Origin of the sequence: Novosphingobium sp. THN1 (assembly GCF_003454795.1) — a bacterium.
Classification (GTDB): domain Bacteria; phylum Pseudomonadota; class Alphaproteobacteria; order Sphingomonadales; family Sphingomonadaceae; genus Novosphingobium.
In genome coordinates, this window is the sequence record NZ_CP028348.1 from 737985 (window position 1) to 750186 (window position 12202).

14 protein-coding genes and 1 tRNA gene are annotated in these 12202 nt (G+C 64.8%); 10 read left to right on the forward strand and 5 right to left on the reverse strand.

Annotated features, from left to right (window positions below; genetic code table 11):
- Positions 1–100: 100 nt before the first annotated feature.
- Complete coding sequence (locus C7W88_RS20355; RefSeq protein WP_118075321.1) at positions 101–712, forward strand: TetR/AcrR family transcriptional regulator; 612 nt, start codon at positions 101–103, stop codon at positions 710–712.
- Here the strand turns inward: C7W88_RS20355 and C7W88_RS20360 are convergent.
- Positions 703–1350 carry an NUDIX domain-containing protein gene (locus C7W88_RS20360; protein ID WP_118075322.1) on the reverse strand — a complete coding sequence of 216 codons (648 nt, stop codon included), beginning with the start codon at positions 1348–1350 and terminating at the stop codon, positions 703–705. The two genes, C7W88_RS20355 and C7W88_RS20360, sit on opposite strands and share 10 nt — an antisense overlap.
- A gap of 93 nt (positions 1351–1443) precedes the next feature.
- On the opposite strand from C7W88_RS20360, the gene C7W88_RS20365 reads away from it, so the two are divergent.
- A complete protein-coding gene (locus C7W88_RS20365) occupies positions 1444–2508 on the forward strand; it encodes a bifunctional nicotinamide-nucleotide adenylyltransferase/Nudix hydroxylase (protein WP_118075323.1) in 1065 nt (354 codons plus the stop codon).
- Between the two features lie 59 nt (positions 2509–2567).
- Positions 2568–3947: a nicotinate phosphoribosyltransferase gene (locus tag C7W88_RS20370; RefSeq protein WP_118075324.1), complete on the forward strand. Its 1380-nt coding sequence runs from the start codon at positions 2568–2570 to the stop codon at positions 3945–3947.
- Between the two features lie 308 nt (positions 3948–4255).
- Here the strand turns inward: C7W88_RS20370 and C7W88_RS20375 are convergent.
- A tRNA-Gly gene (locus C7W88_RS20375) sits at positions 4256–4329 on the reverse strand.
- Positions 4330–4491: 162 nt separating this feature from the next.
- Between C7W88_RS20375 and C7W88_RS20380 the strand changes: the two genes are divergently transcribed.
- Positions 4492–4782: a DUF2218 domain-containing protein gene (locus C7W88_RS20380; RefSeq protein ID WP_118075325.1), complete on the forward strand. Its 291-nt coding sequence runs from the start codon at positions 4492–4494 to the stop codon at positions 4780–4782.
- A gap of 69 nt (positions 4783–4851) precedes the next feature.
- On the opposite strand, the gene C7W88_RS20385 is transcribed toward C7W88_RS20380, so the two are convergent.
- Entirely contained in the window at positions 4852–5760 is a 909-nt protein-coding gene (locus C7W88_RS20385; RefSeq protein ID WP_118075326.1) for an SDR family NAD(P)-dependent oxidoreductase, read from the reverse strand.
- A 175-nt stretch (positions 5761–5935) separates the two neighbouring features.
- On the opposite strand from C7W88_RS20385, the gene C7W88_RS20390 reads away from it, so the two are divergent.
- The 6 genes from C7W88_RS20390 (at position 5936) to C7W88_RS20415 (ending at position 10110) form a co-directional block, all read left to right on the forward strand.
- Positions 5936–6706, forward strand: coding sequence for an SDR family NAD(P)-dependent oxidoreductase (locus tag C7W88_RS20390; RefSeq protein ID WP_118075327.1), 771 nt, complete (start codon positions 5936–5938; stop codon positions 6704–6706).
- The gene (locus C7W88_RS20395; protein ID WP_240344982.1) at positions 6699–7253 is read left to right on the forward strand and encodes a nuclear transport factor 2 family protein; all 555 of its coding nucleotides are present in this window, start codon (positions 6699–6701) and stop codon (positions 7251–7253) included. The genes C7W88_RS20390 and C7W88_RS20395 overlap by 8 nt, the downstream gene beginning before the upstream one ends.
- A 105-nt stretch (positions 7254–7358) precedes the next feature.
- Positions 7359–8837: an NAD(P)/FAD-dependent oxidoreductase gene (locus C7W88_RS20400; RefSeq protein WP_118075328.1), complete on the forward strand. Its 1479-nt coding sequence runs from the start codon at positions 7359–7361 to the stop codon at positions 8835–8837.
- Positions 8838–8841: 4 nt separating this feature from the next.
- Positions 8842–9417 (forward strand): GTP cyclohydrolase I FolE, encoded by a 576-nt coding sequence (gene folE, locus C7W88_RS20405; RefSeq protein WP_118075329.1) that lies wholly within the window; start codon positions 8842–8844, stop codon positions 9415–9417.
- A gap of 77 nt (positions 9418–9494) precedes the next feature.
- Positions 9495–9773, forward strand: a complete 279-nt coding sequence (locus C7W88_RS20410; protein WP_118075962.1) for a type II toxin-antitoxin system Phd/YefM family antitoxin — start codon at positions 9495–9497, stop codon at positions 9771–9773.
- Positions 9766–10110, forward strand: coding sequence for a type II toxin-antitoxin system RelE/ParE family toxin (locus C7W88_RS20415; protein ID WP_118075330.1), 345 nt, complete (start codon positions 9766–9768; stop codon positions 10108–10110). Before C7W88_RS20410 ends, C7W88_RS20415 begins: the two co-directional genes overlap by 8 nt.
- Here C7W88_RS20415 and C7W88_RS20420 read toward each other — a convergent pair.
- Both C7W88_RS20420 and C7W88_RS20425 read right to left on the reverse strand, forming a co-directional pair.
- Positions 10107–11402, reverse strand: coding sequence for an MFS transporter (locus C7W88_RS20420; protein ID WP_118075331.1), 1296 nt, complete (start codon positions 11400–11402; stop codon positions 10107–10109). The genes C7W88_RS20415 and C7W88_RS20420 overlap by 4 nt on opposite strands.
- Positions 11403–11407: 5 nt before the next feature.
- Complete coding sequence (locus C7W88_RS20425) at positions 11408–12166, reverse strand: SDR family NAD(P)-dependent oxidoreductase (protein WP_118075332.1); 759 nt, start codon at positions 12164–12166, stop codon at positions 11408–11410.
- Positions 12167–12202: the final 36 nt, after the last annotated feature.

Sequence of the window (12202 nt, forward strand, 5' to 3'; positions counted from 1 at the left end):
TCCCTTTGCCCCCCATCTAATCCGCAGTGCTATCGCAAAAATATACGGTGTTCAATTAAATTATTGGACAGTGTTCATTTTCGTGGCTAGTTTCGAGGGCATGGGACGCAGATCGGATCACAGCCGCGAGGAATTGCGCGAAATTGCTGTAGGAGCAGGCCATCGGCACATGGACGAGGTTGGCTTCGCTCATTTTTCAGCGCGCGAAGTTGCCAAGCGGATCGGATACTCCATCGGTACGATCTACAACGTGTTCGGAAGCTATGATGCGTTCATCCTGGCGATAAACGGCCGCACTCTTGCCCTTTGGCGCGATCATCTGGTCCGAAGGCTTGAAAAAGTGGAGCAGGACAGGCTGCGAGCGGCCATCGCCGCCTATTTCGAGTTCGCCACGGCGCACCGCCACGCCTGGGCCGCCATCTACGACTTCCGCCTGCCTGAGGATGCAGCGCCGCCCGAACGCTATCAGGACGAAGTGCGCGCCATTTTTGACATCGTGGTAGCCGAGGTGCACGCTGCCCTGGCTCCGTCGCGGAAGGGCGATGCCGAAGCGCTCACCAGGTCGCTGCTGGCCTCGGTCCACGGCCATTGCGTCTTTGCGATGAATGGCACTTTCGCCATGCTGGGCGAGAAAGCTCCTGCGGAAGCGGCATGGGATCGCGTGCAGGAGGCTGTGTCGGCGATGACACCCGGGCAACGCAATCAACGCTGACGATACAACTCTGCTGGGCGGAATGGCGTCTCGGTTTCACGTTCGCCAGTCGCGTCGATCCATCCCGTGTCGAGCATGCGGCGGCGGAAGGCGGGCTTGTTGAAGGTGGTGCCGATTATGGCCTCATGGACGGCCTGAAGGTCGCGCAGAGTGAAGAGGTCAGGCAGCAGCGCGAAGGCGATGGGCGTGTAGTCGAGTTTGCCGCGGAGCCGCTCGTGCGCTGCGGCGATGATGGCGGCGTGGTCGAATGCGAGCGGCTCGCAAGGTTCTTTGACCGGGTGTAGCGCGAGATCGGCTTTCGATGTAACGGCTCGTTCCAGAACCGCATGTGGTAACAGAGCGAAGTAGGCAACGCTGACTGTGCGCATCCGTGGGTCGCGCTGCGGATCGCCGAAGGTGTAGAGTTGCTCCAGCCATGCGCTGTCCTGCGCGGCAACGCCTGCCTTGCCCACCAGCACGCGCCTTGCGGAATCGTCCAGCGCCTCCTCGATGCCAACGAACCCGCCCGGCAATGCAAGCTGGTCGGCAAATGGTTCCTCGACGCGCCGCTGCAGCAGGACCGACAGAATACCGTCGGCGACGGTCATCAGCACAAGGTCAACAGTGACGGCGAAGGGTGGATGGCTCATGACGTCCATCTTACATCTTGACTGGATATAAGTCCAGTGCGCATAAGGTTGCAGCGAGTCGGGGAGTCCGCCTCGCTACGATCATCTGGGGGAGCCTCGGATATGAGTAAGTTTGATTTCGGCGTCTTCATTGGACGCTTCCAGCCACTGCACATCGGCCACGAACACGTCATCGCGCGCACGCTTGAGCAGGTCGAGCGGCTGTTCGTGCTGGTGGGATCGGCCAACGTCGCGCGCGATCCACGCAATCCTTTCACTTACGCCGAGCGTGAGGCGATGCTTCGCTCAGCCTTCCGGCACGAAGTGGCGCAAGGCCGCCTGATCATCGCCCCCATCGACGATCACCTCTATTCCGACACTGCCTGGGTCACACAGGTCCAGCGCAAGGTTCGCGCCCTGGTGCTCGAGCATGGCAATGGCCATGGCTTCCAGAACCATGGGCTGAGCGATTTCCGTGTCGCTCTGGCCGGCTACGGCAAGGACGCCTCGTCCTATTACCTCAAGCTGTTTCCGGAGTGGGAGAGCCTGCAGGTCGAAAGCCAATACGGCACCTTCTCGTCGAGCGACGTGCGCCAGCGCTACTTCCAGCGCATCCCTGAAGTGCCCGCCGCCATCCTCTCTGCAGGTGTTGCAGACTTCCTGCGCGAGTTCATGCTGGGGGAGACCTTCAAGGCGCTGCTTGAGGAAGCCGAGTTCCTGGCGGCTTATCCGGCGCAGTGGGGCAAGGGGCCCTTCGTCACCGCCGACGCGGTCGTCGTCCAGTCGGGCCATATCCTGCTGGTCGAGCGGGGGCGCACACCGGGCAAGGGCCTGCTCGCGCTGCCGGGCGGCTTCGTCAATCCGGCCGAACGCATCCGCGACGCTGCCATACGCGAGCTGCGCGAGGAGACCGCGATAAGCGACGGCAAGGGCCAGATTCCGCCGGCGATGCTCGCCAGCTTCATCGAGGATGCGCGTACGCGGGTGTTCGATGCGCCGAACCGCTCGCTCCGCGGGCGTATCATCACCCACGCCTTCCTGTTCCGCCTGCCCGAACGCCGCAAGCTGTTCAGCGTGAAGGGCGGTGACGATGCTGCCCATGCACAGTGGTACCGCTTTGGCGATCTATCGCCCGAGATGCTGTTCGAGGACCACTGGGCCATCATCGAGGAAATGGCCGACCTTTGAAGACTGAAGCGCCGCGCAGGGGAGTCCTGCACCCGGCGATAATGTGAGGAGTTCACATCATGACCAACCTGATCCTGGCAACCGACAGCTACAAGCACAGCCACTTCCTGCAGTACCCGCCCGAGACCCGCGCGATCAGCGCCTATATCGAGGCTCGGCCAAACGACTTTGCTGACGAAGTGCTGTTCATGGGCCTGCAGCCCTATCTCATGGACTATCTCGGGCGTCGGATGACCCAGGCCGACATCGACGAGGCCGAGGCGATCTGCACCGCGCATGGCGTACCCTTCAACCGCGAGGGCTGGCAGATCGTGCTCGACGAGCATGGCGGCTACCTGCCGATCGAGATCCGCGCGCTGCCTGAAGGCATGATCGTGCCGACCGGGGTGCCGATGGTGCAGATCGAGACGACAGACCCGCGCCTGCCGTGGCTGGCAACCTTCATCGAGACTGCCCTGCTTCGGGCAATCTGGTATCCGACCACGGTCGCCACGATCAGCCGCCAGTGCCGCCTTATCATCCGTGCCGGGCTCGAGAAGACCAGCGAAGATTTAGAAGGACAGCTGCCGTTCAAGCTGCACGACTTCGGCGCACGCGGCACCAGCAGTGGCGAGAGCGCGGGCCTTGGCGGCATGGCCCACCTTGTCAACTTCATGGGCACCGACACCATGGAAGGGCTGATTGCGGCCCGCCGCTACTACGGCGCGGACATGGCCGGCTTCTCGATCCCGGCGGCCGAGCACAGCACAATGACCAGCTGGGGGCGCGAGCGCGAGGAGGCTGCCTATGCCAACATGCTCGATGCGTTCGAGGGTGAGGGCAAGATCGTTGCCGTCGTTTCGGACAGCTACGATCTTGATGCGGCGCTGACCGGCATCTGGGGCGGAAGCCTGCGCAACAAGGTGCTGGCGCGCAAGGGCACGCTGGTCGTGCGGCCCGACAGCGGCGATCCGGTGGAGACCCCGGTGCGGGCGGTCAAGACCTTGTGGGAAGCCTTCGGCGGCACCGTCAACGCCAAGGGCTACCGCGTGCTCGATCCCCACGTCCGCGTGATCCAGGGCGATGGCATGACGCCTGCCACGATTGCCAAGTTGATCGAGCGGCTGATCGAGGAAGGCTTCGCCATCGACAACATCGCCTTCGGCATGGGCGGCGGCCTGCTCCAGCAGGTCAACCGCGACACCTTGCGCTTTGCGATGAAGGCCAACGCCATGCGTGATGCCGCCGGTGTTTGGCATGATGTGGCCAAGGCGCCAGCCACCGACCCAGGCAAGGCAAGCAAGGCGGGACGACAGGCTGTGGTGCTCGAAACAGGCCGCATGGTGGCGCGGCGGATGGAGCAAGTGGCTGACGCCGCCAACCTGCTCCGCCCGGTCTGGCGGAATGGGACTTTGCTGGTGCGCCAGAGCTTTGACGAACTGCGGGTGAGGGCGGTTTGAAGGGGTAATGGAGCGGCGGGACCTGTCGCTCCATTCAGAATGGGTCGAATGCCATCTGCGAGCGTTGGACGTAAGGCCGCTGCTGATACGCGATGATGCGTTTCTGCCGGATCCAGCAGTCGTTCGACAGCAGCGCAGACTTTGGCTTTGCCCTCAACCGGATAGACTTGACGGAGCATACACCCCAAAAACCTCAATTTACCTCGCTGCGGCTGGATAGCCGCGAACGCCAGTGGCCAGCAGGCGCGAACATCCTCCTGTAGTTCAGGATTTTCGCTGACGTCGGCGCATGTGGGTGCAATGTAAAATGGAGCGGGTAGCGGGAATCGAACCCGCATAGCCAGCTTGGAAGGCTGGAGCTTTACCACTAAGCTATACCCGCTCGGGCCAGCAGGCCTGATTGGCCGGTGGTGCAGGCGCGCTTGCCACGGACTTGGCGATCTCGTCAACCTCGGATCATGCATCAATTCACACCGGCGGTTGACACCGCACTATAAAGATATATCTTAGATGCACTGAAAACAGTCTTGAAAAGCGAGTCATCATGCCCTCCAGCCGCGCCATCGTCCCAACCGCAAACGCCAGCCGCTACTTGCAGCAACTCTGCAAGCATTGGGGCCACAAGTTCGAAGTCTCTTTCGATCCTACCCAGGGGCGCGTGGCTCTGCCGTTCGGGCCAGTAAACTTGAAGGCCGATGATGCGGCCCTCGAGGTAACCTGCACGATAACGGGTGAAGGCGATCTCTCGCGGATGCAGCAGGTGGTCGCCGATCACTTGAATCGGTTCGCCCACCGTGAAGGCGAATTGACGTTCGACTGGCAGCCGATGGACTGATGCCTCAAAGCGCGAACAGCCCCGCGCTTCCTTTCAAGGAAACGGGGCCTCGAGGTTCGAGCTGCCCGGTCACTCCTGCCTTTCCATGAACACCCGGGCGCGGTCGGCGGCCCAGTTCTGCAGGGCTTCGGTGCGTAGACGGGCGCCTTCGGGGTCGGCTTCAAGGGGGAGAACGGATTCCACGATCTGGTCGAAGTGGGCGCGCAGACCGTCCTTGGCTTCGGGGTAGGGGATCACGTAGAGCTGGTTGGCCTCGATCGCGCGCTTGACGTGTTCGGCAAGTTCGACCGGGTCCATGCCGTGCTGGTGGATCGAGTGGAGCGAGGCGATCGAGTCCTCGTTCTCGACGTAGCCGCTTTGGCCGAACCGGGCAGGGCGCAGGCGGCTGGCTTCGGCGATGTTGGACTTGATGTTGGCCGGGCACAGCACCGATACGCCGATGCCGTGCTTTTCGAGGCCCTGACGGTAGCTTTCCATCAGGTTGATCACTGCAGCCTTTGCCGCCGAGTACGGCGCGGCAAGAGCGCTGCCCATCAGACCGCCCAAGGACGAGGTGGTGACGATGTGGCCGGGCCTGCCGCTCTTGATCATGCGCGGCACGAAGGTGACCATGCCGTTGATCACACCGCCCAGATTGACGCCGATGATCCAGTCGAAATCGTCGTAAGAAGTGTTCTCGACCGGGCCGAAGCTGTTGACGCCGGCGGTGTTGAACAGGAGCGTGGGCGCGGCGCCGAACACGGCTTCGACCTCGTCAGCGGCGCGGGCATAGGCAGCGCGGTCCATGATGTCGAGCACCAGGCCGTGGGCGGCAATGCCCTCGGCGGTGAGGGCGGCGACGGCCTGTTCCACCGCTTCGGCGCGGATATCGGCGATGACGACCTTTGCCCCTGCGCGGCCGAAGACCTGCGCCTGCCCCAGCCCCGCGCCCGAAGCGCCGCCGGTGATGAACGCGATCTGATCGTTGAAGTCTTGCACCTGTGCGGCTCCTCTGCATGATATTGTTAGTGTTACTTACAAAAACCGCGCGGCGAGGGCAAGCGCCACCGGCAATGCGCTTGCAATGCGCATGATTGACCGCAGCCGCGATACCATGCACAAAATGCGTAACGGAATAATGCGTGTGCAGCGCGAAGCGAAAACGGGAGAGAGTATGGGCGAGATTTTTCCGGCCGGAGCGACGATCGTGTTCGGCGGCAGCGGCGGCATCGGTCGCGGCGTGGCGCTGGAATTCGCGCGCGAGGGCAGCGACGTTGCGGTGGTCTTTCGCTCGAAGGAGGACGTGGCCCGCGCGGTGGCCGACGAGATCGCCGCCCTCGGGCGGAAGGCGACGATCCACCGCGCCGACGTGCGCGACCGCGGGCAGGTGCAGGCAGCGCTGGCGGGGGCGGTCGAGCAGCATGGCCGGGTGCATACGGTGGTGTGGGGAGCAGGGCCGGTGGTGCCGCAAGTGGCGATTGCTGACTGGACAGAGGAAATGTTCCGCACGTCGATGGAGATCGAGGCGTTCGGCTTCAACAATGCCGTCCACGCCGCGCTGCCGCACATGCGCGCAAGCGGCGGGGGAAGCTTCGTCCATCTCGGCTCTGCCGGGCACGATTGGTGGCCGAAGCTCGATGGCCTGTCGGTAGCGCCCAAGGCCTGCAACGAGGCGCTGATCAAGGGCATCGCCAAGGAGGAGGGCTTTCACGAGATTCGCGCCAACTCCATCCTGGTTGGTGTGATCGATGCCGGGCAGTTCAAGATCGGGCAGGAGGCCGGCACCTTTACCCCGGAATGGGAAGCCGCGGTAAAGGCGATGCTGCCGCTGAAGCGCTGGGGCACGCCGCAGGACATCGGACAGGCCGCGGTCTATTTCGCATCATCGCGGGGCAACTACGTGACCGGGCAGACGATCTCGGTCGGCGGCGGCTTCGGTGTCTGAGGCTGGCGCGCGGGCGCTGGCGCCGCGTCCGATCGGCGCGGAAGAACTGGCAACGCGTGAGGCGCTGCGCCATCTCGTCACCGCTTATGGCCACTGCATCGACCGGCGCGACTGGGAACTCCTGCGCACGCTCTACCATGACGACGCGGTGGACGATCACACGCCGTATTATTGCGGGCCGGTCGATGGCTACATCGCGTGGCTGCCGGGCATGATGGCGAACTGGAAGGCGACGATGCACACCGCGCTGTCGGCGCTGTTCGCGGTGGATGGCGCCCGCGCCCAGGGGGAGATCACCGCACGCGCCTGGCACCTGACGCTGGACGGCGAGCGGCAGTTCGTGGCGTGGGGACGCTATGCCGACCATTACGAGCAGCGCAGTGGGGTGTGGCGGTTTGCCCGGCGCTCGTTCATCCTCGACCATGCCGAGGACCTGCCTGCCGCGCAGGGCGATGATTTCGGCAGTGACGGCGTGGGCACCGGGCGGGCCGGGACGGACGATCCGGTCCATGCACGGCTTTCGCTGTTTGCGCGAACGGATGCGTAATCAATGGCGGCTTTCGATACGCATAATACGTTTGGGTGATGACGCCGCCGCAGGGCTGGGCGATCTGGCGGGCACGAAACAAGCACTCACGAGAATGGGAAGAGAATGAGCGAGACGGGTGGGAAGGCGCGGCTGCGCTATGCGGTGATTGGTGCCGGGATGTCCGGCGTGATGGCGGCGATCAAGCTGCTGCAGCGCGGCGATGCCGATTTCGCGGTGTTCGAGAAGGGCGCGGAACTGGGCGGGACCTGGCGCGACAACCGCTATCCGGGCCTGACCTGCGACACCCCGTCGCACGCCTACAGCTACAGCTTTGCCCTGAACCCGGACTGGAGCGCCTACTACGCCACCGGGCCCGAGATCCACGCCTACTTCAAGGGCGTGGCCGAGCGCTTCGGCGTAATGCCGCATATCCGGTTCAACAGCGAGGTGACGTCGTGCACTTTCGACGATGCAACGAAAGTGTGGACGCTCGGCATCGTCGATGGTTCGACCTACGAGGCGGACGTGGTGATCGTGGCCACTGGTGTGCTGCATCACCCGAAGATGCCCGACCTGCCGGGGCTGGAGACGTTTGCCGGCAAGGCGTTCCATTCCGCGCGCTGGGATGACAGCGCCGTGCTCGACGGGGCGCGCGTCGGCGTGATCGGTTGCGGATCGACCGGAATCCAGATCGTCAACGCGCTGAGCAGCCGCGCTGCAAAGCTGGTGCATTTCCAGCGCTCGCCGCAATGGATCATGCCGGTGGTGCAGTTCGAATACACCGCCGAACAGCGCGCCGCCTTTGCCGCCGATCCTTCGCTGATCGAGGCGATCCGCAACGATCCGCAGTACTGGGAGGCGGTCTATCGCTTTACCGAGGGCGTGACCGACTTCACCAGCCCGCAGATGCAGGAGATCGAGGGATACTGCCGCCAGAACCTGGAGCAGAGCGTGCGCGACCCGATGTTGCGCGAGAAGCTGCGGCCCGATTACCACGCCGCATGCAAGCGCCTGATCTACTCGTGGGAATACTACGAGTGCGTGCAGCGCCCCGGCGTTTCGGTGGAAGTGGGTGCGATCGAGCGGATCGTACCGGAAGGCGTCCTGATGAAGGACGGCACGCTGCATGAACTTGACGTGCTGGTGCTGGCGACGGGCTTCCGCGCCGACAGCTTCATCCGCCCGGCGGTGGTGACCGGGCGCGGCGGGCGCTCGCTCGACGAATTCTGGGCGACGCGGCCGACCGCGCACTACGCCATCGCGATGCCCGATTTCCCGAATTTCTTCATGCTCAACGGTCCGGGGGCGCCGGTCGGCAACTTCCCGCTGATCGACATTGCCGAGCGGCAGTGGGAGTACATCGAACAGCTGCTCGAGCCCGTCCGCAGCGGTGAGGCGCGCACGGTGGAGCCGCTGACAGCGGCATACGAAGCCTATGAGGCGCGGCGCATCGCGGCGGCGAAGAAGACGATCTTCGGATCGGGCTGCACCAGCTGGTATCTCGACAAGACCGGCATTCCCGCCACCTGGCCGTGGGGCTACCACGACTTCGCCAATGCCATGGCCAAGCCGGTGGCCGAAGAGTTCGCGTTCGCGGCCTGAGGCGATGGGAAAGAAACCGCAGGTACCTGCCGAGGTAGAGCAGGCGATTGCCACGCTGATCCGCTGGGCGGGGGATGACCCCGCCCGCGAAGGCTTGCTCGATACGCCAAAGCGCGTGGCGCGGGCGTGGCGCGAATATTGCCAGGGCTATGCCGAAGACCCGGCGGCGCACCTTGCGCGTCAGTTCGAGGAAGTGGGTGGCTACAACGATATCGTGCTGCTGAAGGACATTCCTTTCCAAAGCCACTGCGAACACCACATGGCCCCGATCATCGGCAAGGCAGCCATCGCCTACCTGCCGCGTGACAAGGTGGTGGGCATATCGAAGCTCGCCCGCGTGCTTCACGCCTATGCGCGGCGGCTGCAGATCCAGGAGCGGCTGACCGCGCAAGTGGCGCAGTGCATCTGGGACAACCTGCGTCCGCACGGCGTGGCTGTCGTAATCGAGGCGCAGCACGGCTGCATGACCGGGCGGGGCGTGCGCACGCCGGGCGTGGGCATGGTGACGAGCCGGATGATGGGCACCTTCCTCGAGGACAACCGCAGCCGCAAGGAGGTGCTGAGCCTGATGGGCTATTGAGGGCGGCTTGCTGGTCATCCATATTCGGACTACATTCGGTCTGAATAGAGATGGCCGAATATGGATGGAGCCGAGTCATGGGCCTGGAAAGCCGCATCAAGCCGATCAGCTACCTGAAGGCCAACGCCGCGGAGGTGCTGCGCGAACTGAACGAGGGTGCCGAGCCGCTGGTGATAACCCAGAACGGCGAGGCCAAGGCCGTGCTGCAGGATGCGGCAAGCTACTACCGGATGCAGGAGACGCTGGCGCTGCTGAAGCTGCTGGCGCTGGCGAAGGAGGACATGGAGGCGGGCCGCGTCCATCCCGCCGAAGGGATGCTTGACCTCATCACGGGTGAGCGGCCAACTGATGTCTGAGGTGAAGATCCGCTATACCGAACAGGCGCGGGTCGATCTCAGGCAGATTTTCGAGCAGCGTCTGGCGCAGCGAGGGCCCGAAGGGTGGGACGGCGCACGCGCGTTGATCGCGGAGATTCTTGCGACGGTCGACGGCCTAGCGGACTATCCGGAGCGCGGGCCGCAAGTGCCCGAGTTGGTCGATCTGGGCGACAAGCGCTGGCGACAGGTGCTTCATGCCCCCTATCGCGTGGTTTACCACCTTGAGGGTGACATTGTGACGGTTGCCATCGTCGCAGACGGGCGGCGCGACTTCTCGACCCTGTTGCAGCGCCGCCTGCTTGCACTGCGGCGCTAACCCGCCAGCGCCGCCTTGTCCCGCTCCAGCGAGCGCATGGCGCGCAGGGCGGCCCAGACGCCGATGTAGCCCGTGGGGATGGCTACCGAGAGGCCGATGCGCAACCCGTGCGGGCCGGCTCCAGCGATCCAGTCGGACAGTTGGCCGGCAAGGACCGGGCCGAGGACGTTGGCGAACATGCTCGAGATCAGCAGGACCAGCGCGGTGCCGGTGGCGCGGTGGGCGTTGGGCAGGATGTATTGCAGGCCAGCGAGCACGCCGACCGACCAACCGCCACCAAGCAGGCCCGAGGGCACCGCGAGCAACCGGGCAATGGTCAGGCTGTCGCTCCAGGTGACAAGCAGGATGGTCGTCGTTGCGCCACCGAGCGCGAGCGCGGTAAGGCGGAGCTGGACGGTGGCATCGCCCTTGCCGAGCTTGTCCGAGAGGAAGCCGAAGCCGAGCACGCCCAGAAGGCCGGGCAGCCCGAACGACAGCGCGAACGTGGCACCGGCGGCTTGCGTCGACAGGCCATAGGCGCGCTCGAACAGGGCGGGGCCCCACATGCCGAAGGTCACGCCCGAAAGCGAACCCAGCGCCATGATCGTGGCCAGCAGCATGATCGACGGCGTGCCGATCAGCAGGCGCATTGTGTCCTTGAGAGGGAGCGCGGGGGTGGCGGCGTCAACGCGGTCGCGCGCCGGTTCGCGCACCAGCAGCCAGGTGGCGATGGCGATGACGATGCCGACGATGCCCAGGGCGTGGAAAGCGGTCTGCCAGGTGGCGGCAGCGGCAATGGCTGGGCCACCGGCAAGGCCGGCCATCTGGCCGACATAGATTGCCGTGCCGAGCAGGGCAAAGGCGCGCCCGCGTTCGTTGGCCCGAAAATAGGCCGCGATCAGGGCGGCGGCAGGGGCCTGGTAGGCAGCCTCGCCGATGCCGACGCCGACGCGGGCCAGAGCCAGCATTTCGGCGCTGGTGGCAAGGCCCGACAGGAGGGTGAAGAAGCTCCAGAAACCGCAACCGAGCGCAATGATCATCACGCGCGAGCGGCGGTCGGCGGCGCGGGCGATGGGCAGGGTGAAGACGCTGTAGAGCAACGCAAAGGCCGGGCCCATCAGCGCACCCATCACCGTGTCGCTTATGCCGAAGTGCGCCTTGATCGGCTGGGCAAGGCCGGGGATCAGGAAGCGGTCGGCATAGTTGAGCACCGCGACCATGACCAGCAGCGCGAGCGCCAGCCAGCGGTTGGTCAGCGGCTTGCCGCTGGTGGACAGGGTGGCGGCGGCGTCTGCCGGCATGGTCGCGGCCATGCGGCTCAATCCCGCATCTGCGCGCCGCCGTTGACATGCCAGACCTGACCGTTGACCCAGGCGCCGTCATCGGAGGCGAGGAAGGTCACGGCGGCGGCAATGTCTTCGGGCTGGCCGAGGCGGACGTGCGGCACGGCGGCAAGGCCGCGCTCGACATACTCGTCGGTCAGGTGCTGCTTGACCGCTTCGGTGAGGACGAGGCCGGGGCAGATCACGTTGGCGCGCACGCCCTTCTTGCCGAACTTTGCGGCAACGTGGCGGGCGAGCGCGTGGATTGCGTTCTTGGTCATCGGATAGGCGACCTGCCATGGAGCGCCGCCCGATGCCGCACCCGAGGAGGTGTAGATCATTGCGCCGCCGCCGCGTTCGAGCATCTTCGGAAGCGCGGCCTGCGTGGCGAGGAAGTGGCTCTTGGTGTTGATGGCGAAGCTGAGGTCGAGCACCTCCTCCGGGCAATCGAGGATGTCGTTGTCGCCCCCAGTGCCGCCGGCGAGGTTGGAATGGTAAAAGTCGAGCCCACCGTAGGTCTCGACCGCGCAGGCGACGATAGCGGCTTGTGAATCCGCCTTCGTGCCGTCAAGCTCGATGCCGGTGGCGGTGCCGCCGGTGGAGCGGATGCTTTCCGCCACTTCGCGGGCCCAGTCGCCCATGAGGTCACCGACGACAACGTGGGCGCCTTCCTCGGCGAGGCGCCGTGCGGTTGCCGCGCCAATGCCGCGCCCGCCGCCGGCAACGATGCCGACCTTGCCCTTGAGGCCCTTCATTCCCGAATCTCCCGTATTGCCGATTTGCGGATCATA

Bases quoted from the DNA above. Each gene is read 5' to 3' on its own strand.
- C7W88_RS20355 (WP_118075321.1), top strand. From the start codon at position 101: ATGGGACGCAGATCGGATCACAGCCGCGAGGAATTGCGCGAAATTGCT.
- C7W88_RS20360 (WP_118075322.1), bottom strand. From the start codon at position 1,350: ATGGACGTCATGAGCCATCCACCCTTCGCCGTCACTGTTGACCTTGTG.
- C7W88_RS20365 (WP_118075323.1), top strand. From the start codon at position 1,444: ATGAGTAAGTTTGATTTCGGCGTCTTCATTGGACGCTTCCAGCCACTG.
- C7W88_RS20370 (WP_118075324.1), top strand. From the start codon at position 2,568: ATGACCAACCTGATCCTGGCAACCGACAGCTACAAGCACAGCCACTTC.
- C7W88_RS20380 (WP_118075325.1), top strand. From the start codon at position 4,492: ATGCCCTCCAGCCGCGCCATCGTCCCAACCGCAAACGCCAGCCGCTAC.
- C7W88_RS20390 (WP_118075327.1), top strand. From the start codon at position 5,936: ATGGGCGAGATTTTTCCGGCCGGAGCGACGATCGTGTTCGGCGGCAGC.
- C7W88_RS20400 (WP_118075328.1), top strand. From the start codon at position 7,359: ATGAGCGAGACGGGTGGGAAGGCGCGGCTGCGCTATGCGGTGATTGGT.
- folE (WP_118075329.1), top strand. From the start codon at position 8,842: ATGGGAAAGAAACCGCAGGTACCTGCCGAGGTAGAGCAGGCGATTGCC.
- C7W88_RS20410 (WP_118075962.1), top strand. From the start codon at position 9,495: ATGGGCCTGGAAAGCCGCATCAAGCCGATCAGCTACCTGAAGGCCAAC.
- C7W88_RS20415 (WP_118075330.1), top strand. From the start codon at position 9,766: ATGTCTGAGGTGAAGATCCGCTATACCGAACAGGCGCGGGTCGATCTC.
- C7W88_RS20420 (WP_118075331.1), bottom strand. From the start codon at position 11,402: ATGGCCGCGACCATGCCGGCAGACGCCGCCGCCACCCTGTCCACCAGC.
- C7W88_RS20425 (WP_118075332.1), bottom strand. From the start codon at position 12,166: ATGAAGGGCCTCAAGGGCAAGGTCGGCATCGTTGCCGGCGGCGGGCGC.